The sequence below is a fragment of the Nocardioides sp. URHA0020 genome (assembly GCF_000620705.1).
In the GTDB taxonomy this organism is placed as follows: domain Bacteria; phylum Actinomycetota; class Actinomycetes; order Propionibacteriales; family Nocardioidaceae; genus Nocardioides.
On sequence record NZ_JIAR01000005.1, the window covers coordinates 1 to 15,436 of the forward strand.

Here is a 15,436-nt window from a genome sequence, read left to right on the forward strand (position 1 = left end):
CGTTCCTGGGCGGTAGTACTTGCCGAGCATTCGCCAGCCTGTGCGGAAGCGCCAAACGTTGAAGGCGCCCAGCGCGACGACCCCGAGGCAGGCGATGTACATCCAGCCAGAGATGTCGGGCGGCGGAGTCCCGGAGGCGGTCATCGGTGGCACGGGGTGAAGGTATCGAGAATCTCGATGATGAGTGAGTCAAGCTGACCTGTCGCCGCACATCCGCTCATGCCGGGAGTGGGGCGCGCACTCCCGCCGAATTGAGGTCGTCGCTGCCGTTTCAGACTCGTTCGTCAGGTGCCGGCTCTGACCGGGTCGATCTGGTCATTCGACTGTCTGTGTCGTTTGACCAGCAAAGTGAGTCCCGTGGTGAAACGATGCCGCGCATGGGTTCCACAGAGCCGGTCGATTCTCGCGGTGAGTCATGGCTGGTCGCTGCCAAGGTCGTTGTCACCCTCGTGGTGGGCTTCGCTGCGCTTGGCTGGCTTCTGTTCTCGTGGCTCCTGTGGAGTTTCAGGTGCGACGACACCTGCGGAGTAGGTGTCGCGGAAAGTTGGAGGTGGACCGGACCACTCGTGCTGGCTGCTTGCGGCAGTGCTCTAGCCATCCTTGGCATGGCCCTAGGTTTCACGTCTCGCCGGGCGGCCCAACCGGGCTTGTTGATGGGCGGCTGTGCCTGTGCGCTGGCGTGGGTCCTCTGGGTCTTGGGCTCAGGCATCTTCTGACGCGCTCGGAGACGCACGCTCATGCCGCTGTCCGAGCTCGGAACTGCCGATGTGCGGAGGCTTGGCCCGAGGCTACTTGCGGGCCTCGTCGTGCCAGAAGGAGTGCGCCATTCTCGGCAATCCACCGCCCTGGTTCAGTTCGTCGTCATGCCTATAGTCGTATTCCCAGGGCAGGTGGAGACCGATGCGGTTGGCAACCGTCCCCCAGTCAGGACCTGGACTACTTGCAGTGACAAGCCGCGCAACGGCTGCTTCGAAGGCTGCCGGTGACCACGCCCTCATGAGCCACACTCCATGAACCGGCAGCACATCTCCGCCTGGCAGGACATCTTCCGCGAACCCAGAGCCCCATTGCGTGAGGTCAAATCGTTCGGCGAACATGCTGGGCGAACACAGGATGCAATCGAACGAATCGGCGTCGTCGCAGTCCATCGAACCGATGAGCACCTGGGCGCTAACGCCGAAGTGAGTTGCCCCAGCATCTGGCTCGATGCGGCCCCACCAGTTGTAGAGGACCTGCTTGACCTCGGCGAAGACACCCTCCGGACCCATGGGCTGAGTATCACAGCGAGTGCACGCTCATGCCGCTGTCTGAGCTCGCACATGTCAATGACCGATTGCCACGTCACCTCTCGGTCCACCGTGGAATAGTGATCAGGTGAGTTGGCTCATGGGGCATGTCCGCTTGCTGCTGGCGCGCCCGATCTATCTCGGATTTGCCGCGGCGTTCGTCATGGCTTGGTTCGTTGCGGCCGTCGCGCCACATGATTCTGACGTCTCTCACGGGGCGCGGCTCTTGGCCTGGCCGTCGCTCATCGCACTGCCTATCGTATTCCTTCTCGAAGAGCCGCGACCCGGCCGTGAGCGCCGACGGAACCGACCTTCTGCCTCGTGACGCGCTATCCGGTCGTGCCGCGATCCGCTCGGTCGTGCCGATGAGCGTGCGTACGTCGTGCGCTCCGGTGAGACTGTCAACCATGGAGATCCGGCGGCTCATCGGGTACTGGCGAAACGAGCGGAATCCAGAGTTCCCTGATCCCCACTCGCTGATTGACGCGACTTGGGACGACGACGAGCGTCAAACGGTCTGGGCATACCTCACCTCCGGCACGATGGCGGTCTCGTACATGGGTCTGTCGCCGTGTCGGTTCTGCGGAGAGGACAACGGTGCCTTGGAGTACACCGACGGTGTCTACCAGTGGCCCGAGGGACTTGCCCACTACGTGAGCGAGCACAACGTTCGACTCCCCAGCGAAGTCGTTGCACACGCCGTTGAGAGGCTCGATGCTTTGGAGGCGACGACGACCAGCCTTGACTGGTGGCTGACTCAGACCACCTGACGAGACGCACGCTCATGCCGCGTAGCGTGCGCTCGAAGACGCACGCTCATGCGGCGATCCGCGCGGTACCTGACGGGGGCCGGGTGACTCCCAAGCCGACATCCGAATCTGCCGCGTTCCGCGGTCGTGCCGCGTAGCGCGCGCTCGAAGACGCACGCTCATGTCGCGAGCCGCGCGTTTTGCAAGGTGCTTCTAACCACCGCGGTCGACCTGCTCCCGAGCGACCGGATCTGCCAATGAGTGGCCGATCGCTTCTGCCCTCGTCAACGGCGAACCCTTACCCGGGACATCAATCGCTTGCGATGTCCAGTAAGCCAATGACGATGTCGTCGCGACCGTGGGCCAAGGGCCTATAGGCAGGCGACCTGTCACTGCGCGATTGGCTCCGAGAAGGCAACTGGACGCCCATTTCGACGGCGCTCTGTGGCGAGCGCTCCCCTTCCCCAAAAGTAGGGCTGTGCGCCACCCCCTCCGGCAATAGGTTGCGGGGCTATCGCTTCGCATCCGCCTGAGAGGCACCCCGATGAGCCGCACTCTGAAGACCGCTGCGCTCAGCACCGGAGGACTTGCCCTCGCGATCAGTGGAGGGGCTTGGGTTGCCCGGGCCGCTATTCCATCGACGGACGGCGTCATCGCCGCTTGCTACACCAAGAGCTCCGGCACGATGCGAATTGTGACCAACGCCGCCACCTGCAAGAGGGGAGAAACCAAGCTCGTCTGGAACCAGCGTGGCGCAGCGGGCATCCGGGGACTCCCCGGTACCGAGGGGGCGAAGGGAGAAACCGGTGTACCTGGACCGGCTGGAGCCGACGGCAAGGATGCGCCGGCTGGGGTCTCCCATCTCACGGTTAACGGCATGTCATTCGAAAGAACCGCAACCGAACCGGGCACCAGGTCCTTCACGATCTACAATTCCTGCACTACGGCTTCGCACGAAACGGGCGAACGGGTCATCACCGGCAATGGTGCGGCCAGCATCGTCGACAACACCGACCAGCCCGTCTCGAGGCTGGTCGTCCTGGATCAGCGACCAATCCACGACGACTACAACCACGAGAGCTTCCGCGTGACCGTAGGCAAGTCCGACGGCTCAGCATTCACGGTTGGTGAACGTATTCAGGGATACGTCGAGGCGATGTGCGCAATCGTCCCCGAGGGCTACTACGACGGCTTTTACAACGAGTTTGACGAGAGCAACCCGCCCTGGCGTGACCGGTGACGAGCTTCCTGGAGGGACTGCGCACTAGCGCGTCCGCCGCCGAAACGCAGCCCCTGGCCGCCATAACCTCCAGTGCCATGCGAGCAGCAGGTTGGATCTTGCTTGGCCAGCGGGACGCGATGAAGTCGTCGTCGGCGTCGATCGGAGGCGTCGCGGCGCACGCTGCCTCTGCAGCGGGAGAACTTGCCGATTCACTGGTCGAGTTCTTCTTCCGTCTCACCGCACTCGTCCCCTCTCGAAGCACTGAAGCCGGGATCGTCGCATACGCCCGGACTGAAACGTCGTCCTCTCCCCCATGAGCCGGCCGCACTCACATGCCGCGTTCCGCTCGCTCCTGCCGATGTGAGTGCGAAAATCTCCTCCCACGTCGCTTTGTCCGCACTAGGTTCGGCGCGTGGAGCGGATGTGTGAGGTTTGCGGCGGCAGCAACCTGCTCTACTGCGACGACCACGACGCTGATCTCTGCGCCTCGTGTGATCGCTGGTCGAGCAGCGCGTGCGGAGATGCGGAGTGTCCGTACTGTCCCGGTCGTCCCAAGCACCCCAGCGAGTGCCGTCATGACGAGGACCATTGGGACCTCTTTGCGTGACCGGTCATGCCGCTGATGGTGCGCGGTCATGCCGATGAGCGTGCGGTCAGGCTCTGCGTTCTCGTGCCCAAACCTGCCACCGTGGCCGCAGTTCAGGAAGCAGGGCAGCAAGGTAGGCGGCCGCTTCGTCGTCGTTAGTGAGCGGTAGCGGAAGTTGCACGGCGTAGGTACCCCATCGTGCCTCGTTCGGCTCTATGGAGACCTTGAAGTAGGCGGATTCTCCGGTCTCCCAGATGAGGGTTCCGACGGTTCCGTCAGGTGCCTTGACCCAAGCGTCGCCACAATCGTCGTAGGAGACGTACATGCCTATCTCGAACCCATCGACCCCCGCTGAGGGGTACTCCCCGTCCACGATTCAGAGCGTAGTGCTGAGTGACCGCTCATGCCGCTGTCCGAGCTCGCACAGACGACGGACCGAACACGCCCTCATGCCGCCGATAAGTGCGCGATTCTGCCGATGAGCGGTCGTGGGGAAACACGCGTCTACCCTGCACTTCGTGGCGAACGACGACGTGCAACTGACCCAAGCCCAGGCGTACGAGACGGCCTACCGGCTTGTCTGGCAGTACATGGATCGGGAGCCCGATCCGGACGCCGTGTCCGTGCAAATGATGCTTGTGGCGCTTGAGCCCACTGACGACCACTACCGGACCAACGACCCCGCCTCGTGGGCGGACTGGTTGACGTGTGTCCAGGAAACGCTCGACGGCGTGCCGCTGCCGCGCTTCCCTAGCGCCTGAGTATCCAGTCATGCCGCAGAGATCGCGTGCGCTGCGGCCATCCGGACATGCCGCTGTCCGAGCTCGCACATGTCGATGAGCGGACGACGCTCAAAGCGCTGTCGCACGACTGTCGCCATGCGAGGATCTGGCCGGTGAGCACCTTGCGGAGCGTCTTGCGGTCGGAGTTCGGGCGGTGGCTACTTCTCAGCCTGGCCGTAGTCGCGTTCGGTGCTGTCGGCATCCTGCGCGTTCCGAGCACGGACGCATCAACCGCTGGCGACATCACGGGGTTCGGCTTCCGGATGGATGGCAAGGAGTGCTACTTCAACGTCGCTTACACCGTGCATGGGGCACAATTCCACATGAAGTCCCCCCACGGACAACGATGGTGCGACTATCAGCCGCTGTTCCGCCGCGAGAGTTCTGTAGTGGTGTACTACGACTCGTCGCACCCGGAGACGGCGACACTCACACCGCGAGGACGGACCCCGGTGGCCGCCGTGGCCATCGGCCTGGCTGGGGTCGTCGCGTGCTGCTTCTTCCGGATGCGGCGACCACGCCAACGGACTGCGTTAGAGCAGTCCGCATCTCACAGCGGTATTCCAACCGCCTGAACGTCGGGAGTTGGAACGGCCGCTCATGCCGCAGATAGCGGCGCTGCGGCCATCCGGTCACGCCGCGATCCAGTCGGCCCGGACGTTCGTCCCGGCCCGCCCAGGCCGCCATTCGCACGCCCAACAGGCATTGGTTGCCGGATACTGCCCGTGTGACTGATCTGCCGTACACGTCTGTATGTGACGACGCGGTCCCGACCAGGGTCATTGGCGAGAAGTACGAGGTTGTCAATCCTCTTCACCGTCGCACCTGGACGGACGAGTCGGGAGTCCTCTGGCGTAGGCGAGGCCAAGAAAACCTGACGCCCAGGCAAGCACGCCGATTGTTCGCGCGCTCTGACGCTCTCGTCACGCACGTTCAGCACGGGGCTCCGCATCAGCACACGGGACCGAACCTCCCCGGCCTACTCGCCGAGGTCGAGGAGGTCTGGGCCGGAGATGACGACAACGGCATGCACGTGTTCGACATCGGCGAGTTTCGCGATGACTCCCGCCGGGTCTTGGTGATGATTGTTGAGGGCTGTTGACACCGGACAAGCGCACTCTCATGCCGCAGGTAGGTGCGGTGCGGCCATCCGGACATGCCGCAGATCGAGCCCGCACCGATGAGCGGACGTCTTCCGTGACCTCCATGCAGTGGGTACCTCGCTCTGCGGGCTGAAGCCCCTGCTTAGAATCCGCCTGTGAAGCGCTCAGTTCTTATCGCGATGTCGACCCTTGTCGTCGCGTGCGTTGCTGGTGTCGGACTGTTCGCATGGCAAGGGTCTCGGGCTGATCAGCAAGCCCGGGTTCTCCACGCCGGTCAGGCTGTGGTGATCGTCGAGAGCCAGGACGCCTACGATGCGGAAAATGGCACGGTCAGTGTCGGGACCGGCATTGGCGGGACGCTTGGGCTACTAGGCGATTCATGTGTCGGGTTCGTGGATTCGAGCCCGGTCCAGGGCCGTTTGATCGTCTGGCCGCCAGGAACCACGGTCTTAGGAAGCGGCGAATCCCTCCGGATCAGTTCGGAGGGGAAGACGGTGCGTCTTGGCGACGACATCCAGGCGGGCGCGGACCTGCGCCGAAGGTTTCCGGAAATTGATGCCGTCGTGCCGGAGGAGTGTCGAGGCTTCCAGCGCGTTCCGGTTGGGCTTAACTCGTAGCCCCCGTTTTCCAAACGCGCTCATCTGCCGCGGACATTGCGCAACCCTGCCGATGAGCGAGTGCTAGTTGGAGTGGATCCTTCGCCTGAGTTCCTCGTATATCAAGAAGTCCTCGGGGAAGTCGCCGCGTCCCTGCCAGGGGTCGGACCAATCACTGCGGCACGGAATCGGTGGCAGGGTGCGGTGCATGAGCGACAACTGCCCAGAAGGCGCCGTCGGGTCGGAGTCCGGTCTGACGGACGACGCATTCTCTCCTCACTGGCCGGACGATGACCGACCGCGCATTCCGCGCGTGGCCAGCGAGCGTGAGGCGCTCGCGGCGTATCTGGAGTACTACCGGGCGACGGTGGAGATGAAGTGTCGCGGCCTGAGCCCAGAGCAGGCGCGGACGAGGTCCATGCCGCCATCGACGTTGTCGCTTCACGGCTTGGTCCGCCACCTCGCTGGGTGCGAACGCTGGTGGTTCCAGCAGAACTTCGAGCGACGCGATGTGCCGTTCGTCTTCTTCACGGAAGACAATCCCAAGCTCGACTTCGACCTGCCGACGGAAGCTGACTTCGTCGCCGATTTGGAGACCTGGCGCGAGGAGTGTGCCGTCTCCCGCGACATCGTCGCCGCTCACGAGCTCGACGAGACTGCGCGACCGCTGGATTGGTACGAAGATGTCGATCTGCGCTGGCTGATGCTCCGAATGATCACCGAGTACGCCCAGCACTGCGGACACGCCGACTTGCTTCGCGAGGGGGTCGACGGAAGGACCGGAGCCTGAGCAGCGTAGGCCCAAAGGCGGGCGTCCTGCACTGCCCCGCCCGCTATCTTCATCCGGTGACGACATTCGACGGGCGGTGGGCTGCGACCGTCTGCGCCTACTGCGACCCGGTTTTCGAAGCGGCCAACGTCGGCTTCGTGAGACACGCACTTCCCGCCCAGCCGGACGATCCCGTTGCCGCGATCCTGTGGGAGGCCGACCCAAGCAAGTTCGCTGAGTCGTACCCGGACAGCGGCATCGTCGAGTCCTACGGCGAACAGTACTGGGATGACGTGAGCTGCATCGATTACTGGGTCTACGTTGAAGCTGAGGAGAACCTTTGTCGCCTGAGCGTTGAGGGGTGGAACCTGCACGAGGTTCTAGTCAGGGCCGGCGGACAGAGCGACTTTGACGGCATGGCAATAGCGTCCGTCTTCGCCAGGATCCTCGGGATCCGATGGCCGCTACCCGATTGACAATCGGTTCGTTTTTGTCGCCTGGTCCATACGCATCATGCCGCGTTCCGGGGGTTGTACCGACATTCCGCCCAACCGCGGCTGCGGTCATGAAGACAGTGAACAACGCACCAGCCACTGCACTTCCTCACGTCAAGCGCGATTCAACCGCGCCGAGAACGCTTGCTCAGACGACGTCCCAGTCGCTACGGCTCTCCTCTTGTGCGGGCCGCTGCGTGGCCCACGCGTTCAGGAAGGCGCAGACCATGACGAACGCAGGGATCGCCAGCGCCGCCCCCAGAGCCATCAACCCCTTCCCGACAGCCTCCTCCGCCTCGAATGGGGGCTCGCTCCACATCGCTGCGCCGACAATCAGTAGGAGCGCTGCGTCGAATGCAAGGACTGCTGCGGCGATCCCGAGGCGCTTGGTGGTCACGGCGCGCAGTCTGGCACGAGTTCGTAGCCGTGCGGCTGGAACGCCCGCTTCTGCCGCGTAGCGTGCGCACCCATGAGCGGTCGCTTCGGCCATGATTGAGCCCGACGCTTTGGACTTGCTCCCACGGGTTCGCCGGAACTTCATTGCTAGCGGAACTGCGTGAAGCACGATGTGTGGCATGACTGTCTTGGACGAGCACGGCACCCGCCGGCGCAGCGACCGCAAGCTCGTCCTAGTGGCCGCAGTCTTCGCAGTCGCGAACCTTCTGGCACTCTTCCTCAACATCGTGTGGGTGCTGGCTGACTACGACCGGCACGAAACAACCGACTACGTGGTCTCGCAGGACATCTGGTCCCCGTTCATCGTGGCCGCGTGGATTCAAGTCGTAGTCAACGGTGTCATCCTCGTACCGTGGAAGCGCACCCGCCCGGCTGGACTCGGCGTCCTGCTGGGGGCCGCTGCTGCAATCTTGCTTTTCCTCGGCTGGCTCGTGTTCATCGTCTCGCCAGCCTTGGCGTAGGCCCAAGCGACGCCTCAGCGCTGCTCGGACGCGCAGTGCCATCCCGTAGGTGGATCCGGCGCGCTCCTGCACGACTTCTTCCGCGTAGCGTGCGCTCGGAGACGCACGCTCATGCCGCGATCAGCTCGCTGTTCTGCCGATGAGCGGATGCTCGCAGCAGGGCTAGTTCTGGCTTCATCGGCGATGTCCCGAGCGACCGGCGCAACCTGCATGATGATGCAGTGCGCTCACCCCGTCTGGTCTGGCTCCCGGTCGCGGTCTTATTTGTCTGCGTTGTCACCACCTCATGCGATGACAGGTCTGAGGGTCCGATGACATTGCGTTCCGCCGGGGGCCTTGTGGCCGATCCGGTCGACACCGGCCTCTGGTTCAAGGTGTCCGGTTGCCTCGTTCAGGGTGAGGACCCCGTAGACGTGATGATCACCAAGATCACGACGTCTCCCACTCGACAAGACGATCGCATCGCAAGCCGGGCCACCTGGTACGACGACACTCCGGATGCCATCGGAACGCCAGGACGGCCGCCTGCGACGTACCGCTCGATCACGGACAACACTCATCTCGGCGGCACACTCAACGGCTGCTCGCTCGACATTGCGGTACTGCTCTCCTCCGGCGCGACCGATCCGATCGTCGTTCAATCGGTAAACGTCGATTACGAGGTCGATGGTGAGGCGCACTCCGTCCAGACCTCACTAAGAGCGGTTCTGTGTCCCGATGGCACCGACGCCACTTCGCACGAGGCCGACTGCACCACTAGATAGGTCGAGAATCACCGGCCGGCATGGGCCTCAGTATCCCGATCTGCGATGAGCGGACGCGGGTCGCGCCTCCGGTTACCGGCGAGATCGCCCGATCGCGATCACGACCACCGCGACGACAATGACGACGACGAGCGGAACGACCGGGATCGAGAACACGACGCGAACGGTACAGCGCATTCGGCAAGTGGTGCGCTCAAGTGCCGGTGAGCGGTCGGGCCAACCGGAGTCGGATTGATACGTTGCACCCCGGCCGAATGCGCCGTCAACGGAGGACACATGGCCGAGGCAGACCCTGAATTGCCGGTCGTGGACAACGGCGACTTCGACTACTTGGCCCACTTCGACGACCCGTCTGCGCTCGCCTGGCTCCAGGGCTGGTACATGTCGAATTGCGACGGATACTGGGAACACGGTGGCGGAGTCAGTATCGAGAGGCTTGACAACCCGGGATGGAGCGTTCGCCTCGAACTCACCGACACGAACCTAGAAGCGCGGCCGTTCGACAGATTCGAGCACAAGCGAGGCGAGCACGACTGGCTACAGATGTGGATCGAGGACGGGACGTTTCACATCGCGTGTGGGCCGCTGAACCTGGGCGAGGGCCTGTTCAATTTCCGGGCGTGGGTTCAAGGTCGAGGCGCACCCGCCTCCAACTAGGCAGCGCACGCTTTTGCCGCAACTCGGCCGTTCCGCACATGCCGATGAGCGGATGTTCCACTGAGTGTCTGGCGGCTGGTTAAGGCAGTCGCAGTGTCGCGCGCGCAGCGGGAAACTGCCCCCTCCAACTGCTGGTGTCGAAAGGTTCGACTCCCTCCGCCTGAGCTTTCGAGATGCCAGTCAGCCCGGACTCGATCGGCTCACCTGCCAGCAGTCGGCTGTACGCCATGCTTCTTTCATGGGCCGTCACGACGAAGAGGTCCGTTCCCTCGAAGCACGCAGCACGGATCGGCTCTTCTAGACGCACGACGAGTGGAAAGCGCGGCGCACCCGCCTCCGATGAGACGAGGAGCACGGACGCCGAGAACACGTTGGTGCCAGCTTCGGTAGTGAACTCCCAGGGATCGTTGACGATGACCTGTACGGCGAGAGGTTCGCTCGACATCGCACCAGTATGTGCCGAGTGCGCCGAACATCCGGATCTGTCGCGACCCGCGCGTTTTGCAAGGTGCTTCTAACCACCGCAGTCGACCTGCGCCCCGGCGACCGGATCTGCCGATGAGCGGTCGCATGGGAACGCGCCGTGGCAGCATGCTGCGCGTGCCCGAAGAACCCGATGAGCCACTCGCGCTCGATGACCGAGAGCGACGGTTCCTCCGAGCGGCGATGCTTGAGTGGGGTGGACCAGCGAAACCCACGGACGCGCTGGCTGTCGCGCTCGGCTTCACCAAAGCCGCGACCATGTCCGGCGAGACCTGGGCGCTCTGGGAGCGCATCGAGTCCGGTGAGGTGCTCTCAAGCCAGGACTGGCGGCGGGTGTTGGCCGCCGCCGAGGCTGTCTTTGCCAGCGATGTCTTCGGATCGGGACTTGACTGGCCGACCACCAGCGGGATGCCGGATGCAGAGTCCATCGCCGTTCTACGTGGCCTTCAACGCAAGTTGCCGAGATGCCGCGGCAGCACTCAGTTCACTGTCAACGACTCCGGGAGTGTCACGCTCTCGGACCCCGAGCGCCCCCAGCCCTAACCATCCGGACATGCCGCTGACGGTGCGCGGAACTGCCAAGATGAGGACGGATCGTGCTAGCGAGAGTGGCCTCGTGATCCTGTCGATCTGGGGGCACGTCGCCGCCCAACCCGAGAACTGACCGAGGCCTCGTTCCCTCTGCCCGGACCCGTTCAACAAGAGCACGGCGTTGACCCCGAGATCCACGAACAACGCCTCGCACGCACCTGGAATCGCTACAGTCCCCAGAGCACGTTGCGCTCGTGCCGACACACCCGACGAACGATCACAACTAGGAAGTCGATGGCCCTCGCGCGAAAGGCAGTCACCAAGTTCCTGATCTGCGCGACCGTTTTCGGTGCACTCAACTTGGGCAGCGCAGTCCTCGGATTCAGAACCGACGTGGGATCGGCCATACGGGTGCTCCCGATCTTCGCCGTGATCGTCACGGTCAGCGCCGTCCTTGACGTCCGTCGCGAACGAAAGCGCCGCAACGGGGTGCCCGGCATTGCGACGCCGTCCGCAATAGGCGACTGACCGAGCCAAGCCGGTCGTCGTCGCCGTCGAAACTGACTGACCGCGCGCCAGGTTCTCTCAACCGTCGCGATCCCGGCCAGTGCTGGATGACCACATCGGGTCGAGTCAATGAGAAACCACGCACATGCATACGACGACGTCCGCTCATGCCGCGATCCGCGCGGCTATGCGGTGAGCCTTTACGGGCTGGCGCCTAGTTGGCGTAGTCGATTAGCCAGTCACCGCTGACTTGGGCGAAACGCCAAGTACTCGAGTCGACAGTCGCCGTACCTTTCGATCCCTGAATCCTGACCTCGGAAACCTTGGCGTCGGAGCCCTCGATGTCAGCGCTTGCCTCCAGCAGTGTGGGGCAGTCAAAAGTAAAGTCTTCGTTGAACTGAGGGTCGTTCGCCTCATCGAGCAGGGACTGCGTGAACCGCCGCGTCTGGAGTGAGCATGCCTGAGCGTAATTTCCGTGTTCGCTGGCCGTTACCCACTCGGCTACAACCCCGCGAATCAGCGACTCGTCGGATGCCTGCGCGGAACCGCTTGTCGCCGTGGAGGCAGTGTCAGTCGCAACGGATGATTCCCCGGCACCGCAGCCCCCCAAGACGGCCAGGGCGAGAATTGCTAGCAGGGACGCGTTGACCACCCGGGAGACACTCACCGGTGGAGTGTACGAACAGCTCCTCGGGAGCCGTGGTGGTTTGAACGAAAGGTCCGCGCGCCCTGCTCGACGCATCCGCTCATGCCGCTGATGGTGCGCGGTCATGCCGAGATGCGCGCAACGGACACATGGCCTGCACCGGTCGGGCACGATGGATACGTGGAACACCACGTTGACCTGGACGAACTAGCACGCCGCCTTGAAGGCGTCATGCCTGAGTGGCGCGAGCGGGCTCGCGTCGGGCCACTCACTTGGCGAGACGAGCGGGCTTCGTGGCCGCAGCCCATCACGCCGGATCGTGCGGCCGTTGAGGTTCCTGAGTCTCTCGGACTTCGCATCGACTACGGCGACGACGAGATCGAGGTCTGCGTCTGGACCGGGGGCTGGGCTGACGTGGTGTGGGTTGCCGACGGGGAAGGCGACAGCCTCTGCCCCGAGTTTCGTGACGTCGATGGCGCGTACGCCGCCGTCGTCCAGACGGTCGAGGACCTGCTGACGTAGGACCCGAGCAATGCACTCATCTGCCGCGTAGGGTGCGCTCGAAGACGCACGCTCATGCCGCGTATGCCGATCGACGAGGCGGGCGATCGCCGGCAAAGGCCGCAAACTTTCCTCGCCCACCTCAGTGGGCCATCCGGCAGCACCCCGTTCAAGCCGGTTCGATCTACTCGCAGGTTGTGGATCGATGTCCGAGGGCACGACCCTGAGCTGCGGCTCGCCTGCATGCAACTGCAGCCTTCAGGACTCCGAGATCATCATCGCGCACGAGCGCCCTCATACTCGGCCGCCCGCCCGGCAGGGACCACGACCGGCTCTACTGGTTGATTGGTGCGAGCGACGCGCTGTACGCCAGGTGAAAGTCCCAGTAGGCCCGCATCGCATCGACCCATTCGATAGGTAGGTCGTGGTGGGTGATTCGAACCAGGCTTTGGGGAGTGCCGTCCTCGGCCGGGGAAAGCTTCTCGACGGTCACTTCGCGCTCCGGAGGCAAATCCAGTACCGGGACGAGCTGCTCAAAATTGATCTCGTAGTACGACTTGACCACGGACCCAGCGGGTGGACGCACCCATTCCCATTTAACTCGGGCCCGTCTTGGCTTGACCATCTCGAGCCGTGTGATGCGAACGTGGACCCGCCCCCCGCTTCCCGTCAGCCGCATCGTCTGGTGCTCTGGAAGTTCGTTGTTGAAGAACCAGCCGACCGGCCGCCCGCCGCTAGAAGAAGCGAAGCCGTACTCGAATCCGACACTGACGGACATCGTCGCGTAGGCGACGGACTGCCGGGTCGACAGGACGCGCTCGACGACCACGTCGCCGCGCTCGCCTGACAGCGCGGGCATGCCGTCTCCGGCAGCGTCGAGAGCGCGGCCTATGAGGGCAGCGCCGGCGACAGCGGCTTGGTACTCGGGCAACTCGGTGAATGGGATGATTGACGGCTCTAGATCACCGCATCCGGCGACCAGCGTCGCCTCGGTGACAGGGGCGGGCCACACCTGAACGAGGTACTTCTCAGCCGCACCTGCTTCCGCTACCCGGGCCTTGCTACGCCCCGAGGCGTTCACGCGAACGCGGTACTCGCCTTCACCATCCACCAGATCAACGATCCGTCCAGGCGGCACATCGGAGATGACGAGACCAGTGGGGGTGTTGATACTCACCTCGACGATGTCCTCCCAGGTCTCGTCGACCGCGGGCCTCGCGTCGAGGACTTGAAGCTCAGCCCGGAATGGCCCATCTTGCGACCCCGTCAGGACCATGAGGAGGGCGCCGGGCTCGTCGGCGCGGAGGAGGTTCGTGGACACCGGCGAGACGGTCCAGTCCGCGGCATCGGCCGGCTGGATCTCGAAGTGTCCGGACTCCGAACGAAGCCTGACGGTTCGCGCAGCCATCACATTGCCCTTGATCTCGACATGAACCGCCACACGGTCCTCAGTGCGCTCACCCTGGCACGGTCAGCGGTAGCCGGGAAGAGCCGTGGCACCACCAGACGAAAGACGGGGAGTGGATACATGGACTCTGAAGTCCCACCGATCCTGGGCTCTACCCGACCGAGATCAGCGGTCTATGCGATGCGATCTACGGCGTCGACCCGACCACCGGCGACATGGCCAGGTGCGCCACGTCTACCTCTACCAGGACCAGGAGGGGTACGAGAACCACGCCAACTCTCAATTCGCACGGAGCCTGGTTTTCGATCAACGTCCCCAGACTCACGCCGCACCCTGACGAACCGAATAGCGATTGAGGTCTCCTGACGGCCAGTCGGGAAGCCCCGAGAATCATCCGCATCTGCCGCGTTCCGCTCGGTCGTGCCGATGAGCGGGCATGGGTTCGTTCGAGCGAATCACCTCACGAGGCGAGGCATTGTGGCAACGTTCGCCTCGTGAGCGAAGAGTGCTAAAGACCGCCCTCGCGATTCTCGCGAACGTGAGCGCGCTGATGATCGTTTCGATCAGCCTCGCCGTCCATGCCGACATTGACCCCACACTCAACTCGGGGTCGCCGGTCACGGACGGGGCGATCGACGCCATTCTCGTCGTCCTGACACTGATTCTCGTCAACGGCGTATTGCTCTGCCTGTCGCCGCAAACACGCCGCCTTGGAGTTGGAGCCATCCTCGGGGTCGTCGCCTCGATACCGGTCGGCATCGTCGTGAGCATCTTCGCTCTTGCGAGTCTTCTCGGCGACTAAGTCGAGCCTCCGAAGCGACCAGACGTCCAAGCGCAATCATCTGCCGCTGATGGTGAGCGACTCCTCTCAATAGAGGTGCCTATGGGGGCCGGACAGGATCTACGCTCCACCTGAACCCGCCCAAGGCGCACCTACCCGGTAAGGGGGCGTCCTGCCCGCCGCATGGTGAGGGTGGCTGCCCGTTCGAGCCGGGCCGGGTCCGGGGAACTCACTCCTCGGCGGGAGGTGTCGGGGTTCCCGACTCGAACATCCGCTCATGCCGCGATCCAGTTTGCCGTGGCGTCGGAGGCCATAGGCTTCGGGCATGAGCGAAGAGCAGAAGGCTGAACCGCTCCTACTCGTCTTTGCGGCTTGGACCTTTGCGCTCGGGGTCTGGTGGATCTCCGACGAGGGCCTGGGCTTCGGCATCGTCTGGCTGGTTATGACGCTCGCCTTGCTCGCAACTTGGTACGTGCGGCGTAGACCAGGGAAGACCCCGTGGTGGGCACGCTCTTTGCGTTGGTCGGACGTCCGCTCGCGGCTACGCCGAACCTAACGCTGGTTCATGCCGCGTGGCGTGCGCTCGAAGACGCACGCTCGTGCCGCGTGGCGTGCGCTCGGAGACGCACGCTCATGCCGCGTAGCGTGCGCTCG

At 63.9% G+C, this 15,436-nt stretch carries 20 protein-coding genes; 14 read left to right on the plus strand and 6 right to left on the minus strand.

The genetic code is table 11. The features are described 5' to 3' along the window. Positions 1-788 precede the first annotated feature (788 nt). Entirely contained in the window at positions 789-1,268 is a 480-nt protein-coding gene (locus N542_RS0100155) for an Imm8 family immunity protein (protein ID WP_028642215.1), read from the minus strand. A 425-nt stretch (positions 1,269-1,693) separates the two neighbouring features. Between N542_RS0100155 and N542_RS22630 the strand changes: the two genes are divergently transcribed. Both N542_RS22630 and N542_RS27295 read left to right on the plus strand, forming a co-directional pair. Next, positions 1,694-2,056 carry a hypothetical protein gene (locus N542_RS22630; RefSeq protein ID WP_051551238.1) on the plus strand — a complete coding sequence of 121 codons (363 nt, stop codon included), beginning with the start codon at positions 1,694-1,696 and terminating at the stop codon, positions 2,054-2,056. A 523-nt stretch (positions 2,057-2,579) separates the two neighbouring features. Further along, complete coding sequence (locus N542_RS27295) at positions 2,580-3,275, plus strand: collagen-like protein (protein ID WP_155992783.1); 696 nt, start codon at positions 2,580-2,582, stop codon at positions 3,273-3,275. Between the two features lie 635 nt (positions 3,276-3,910). On the opposite strand, the gene N542_RS27300 is transcribed toward N542_RS27295, so the two are convergent. Next, positions 3,911-4,216, minus strand: a complete 306-nt coding sequence (locus tag N542_RS27300; RefSeq protein ID WP_155992784.1) for a hypothetical protein — start codon at positions 4,214-4,216, stop codon at positions 3,911-3,913. A gap of 145 nt (positions 4,217-4,361) precedes the next feature. On the opposite strand from N542_RS27300, the gene N542_RS0100170 reads away from it, so the two are divergent. From N542_RS0100170 to N542_RS0100190, 5 genes are all read left to right on the plus strand, one after another. Then, the gene (locus N542_RS0100170) at positions 4,362-4,604 is read left to right on the plus strand and encodes a hypothetical protein (protein WP_155992785.1); all 243 of its coding nucleotides are present in this window, start codon (positions 4,362-4,364) and stop codon (positions 4,602-4,604) included. Between the two features lie 47 nt (positions 4,605-4,651). After that, positions 4,652-5,200, plus strand: coding sequence for a hypothetical protein (locus N542_RS0100175; RefSeq protein ID WP_028642218.1), 549 nt, complete (start codon positions 4,652-4,654; stop codon positions 5,198-5,200). A gap of 683 nt (positions 5,201-5,883) precedes the next feature. Beyond that, positions 5,884-6,345: a hypothetical protein gene (locus N542_RS22635; RefSeq protein ID WP_155992786.1), complete on the plus strand. Its 462-nt coding sequence runs from the start codon at positions 5,884-5,886 to the stop codon at positions 6,343-6,345. A gap of 187 nt (positions 6,346-6,532) precedes the next feature. Then, positions 6,533-7,114, plus strand: coding sequence for a DinB family protein (locus tag N542_RS0100185; RefSeq protein ID WP_051551236.1), 582 nt, complete (start codon positions 6,533-6,535; stop codon positions 7,112-7,114). Between the two features lie 56 nt (positions 7,115-7,170). Continuing rightward, entirely contained in the window at positions 7,171-7,569 is a 399-nt protein-coding gene (locus tag N542_RS0100190) for a hypothetical protein (protein ID WP_028642221.1), read from the plus strand. A 166-nt stretch (positions 7,570-7,735) separates the two neighbouring features. Here the strand turns inward: N542_RS0100190 and N542_RS0100195 are convergent, their stop codons facing one another. Further along, positions 7,736-7,984, minus strand: coding sequence for a hypothetical protein (locus N542_RS0100195; RefSeq protein WP_028642222.1), 249 nt, complete (start codon positions 7,982-7,984; stop codon positions 7,736-7,738). Between the two features lie 178 nt (positions 7,985-8,162). On the opposite strand from N542_RS0100195, the gene N542_RS0100200 reads away from it, so the two are divergent. The 3 genes from N542_RS0100200 (at position 8,163) to N542_RS0100215 (ending at position 9,925) form a co-directional block, all read left to right on the plus strand. Beyond that, the gene (locus N542_RS0100200) at positions 8,163-8,504 is read left to right on the plus strand and encodes a hypothetical protein (RefSeq protein WP_028642223.1); all 342 of its coding nucleotides are present in this window, start codon (positions 8,163-8,165) and stop codon (positions 8,502-8,504) included. 311 nt (positions 8,505-8,815) lie between these two features. Then, complete coding sequence (locus N542_RS0100205) at positions 8,816-9,268, plus strand: hypothetical protein (RefSeq protein ID WP_028642224.1); 453 nt, start codon at positions 8,816-8,818, stop codon at positions 9,266-9,268. Positions 9,269-9,544: 276 nt separating this feature from the next. Then, positions 9,545-9,925 (plus strand): immunity 53 family protein, encoded by a 381-nt coding sequence (locus N542_RS0100215; RefSeq protein WP_081794934.1) that lies wholly within the window; start codon positions 9,545-9,547, stop codon positions 9,923-9,925. Positions 9,926-10,004: 79 nt separating this feature from the next. Here the strand turns inward: N542_RS0100215 and N542_RS0100220 are convergent, their stop codons facing one another. Continuing rightward, complete coding sequence (locus N542_RS0100220) at positions 10,005-10,370, minus strand: hypothetical protein (RefSeq protein WP_028642226.1); 366 nt, start codon at positions 10,368-10,370, stop codon at positions 10,005-10,007. A 155-nt stretch (positions 10,371-10,525) separates the two neighbouring features. Between N542_RS0100220 and N542_RS22640 the strand changes: the two genes are divergently transcribed. Continuing rightward, positions 10,526-10,951 carry a hypothetical protein gene (locus N542_RS22640; protein ID WP_197025816.1) on the plus strand — a complete coding sequence of 142 codons (426 nt, stop codon included), beginning with the start codon at positions 10,526-10,528 and terminating at the stop codon, positions 10,949-10,951. Positions 10,952-11,233: 282 nt separating this feature from the next. After that, the gene (locus N542_RS0100230; RefSeq protein WP_028642227.1) at positions 11,234-11,467 is read left to right on the plus strand and encodes a hypothetical protein; all 234 of its coding nucleotides are present in this window, start codon (positions 11,234-11,236) and stop codon (positions 11,465-11,467) included. Between the two features lie 193 nt (positions 11,468-11,660). Here the strand turns inward: N542_RS0100230 and N542_RS0100235 are convergent, their stop codons facing one another. After that, positions 11,661-12,113 (minus strand): hypothetical protein, encoded by a 453-nt coding sequence (locus N542_RS0100235; RefSeq protein ID WP_028642228.1) that lies wholly within the window; start codon positions 12,111-12,113, stop codon positions 11,661-11,663. Between the two features lie 159 nt (positions 12,114-12,272). On the opposite strand from N542_RS0100235, the gene N542_RS22645 reads away from it, so the two are divergent. Then, positions 12,273-12,614 carry a hypothetical protein gene (locus N542_RS22645; RefSeq protein ID WP_155992787.1) on the plus strand — a complete coding sequence of 114 codons (342 nt, stop codon included), beginning with the start codon at positions 12,273-12,275 and terminating at the stop codon, positions 12,612-12,614. A 313-nt stretch (positions 12,615-12,927) separates the two neighbouring features. Here the strand turns inward: N542_RS22645 and N542_RS0100245 are convergent, their stop codons facing one another. Then, the gene (locus N542_RS0100245; RefSeq protein ID WP_028642229.1) at positions 12,928-14,034 is read right to left on the minus strand and encodes a hypothetical protein; all 1,107 of its coding nucleotides are present in this window, start codon (positions 14,032-14,034) and stop codon (positions 12,928-12,930) included. A gap of 505 nt (positions 14,035-14,539) precedes the next feature. Between N542_RS0100245 and N542_RS0100255 the strand changes: the two genes are divergently transcribed. Further along, the gene (locus N542_RS0100255; RefSeq protein WP_155992788.1) at positions 14,540-14,803 is read left to right on the plus strand and encodes a hypothetical protein; all 264 of its coding nucleotides are present in this window, start codon (positions 14,540-14,542) and stop codon (positions 14,801-14,803) included. Positions 14,804-15,436 lie beyond the last annotated feature (633 nt).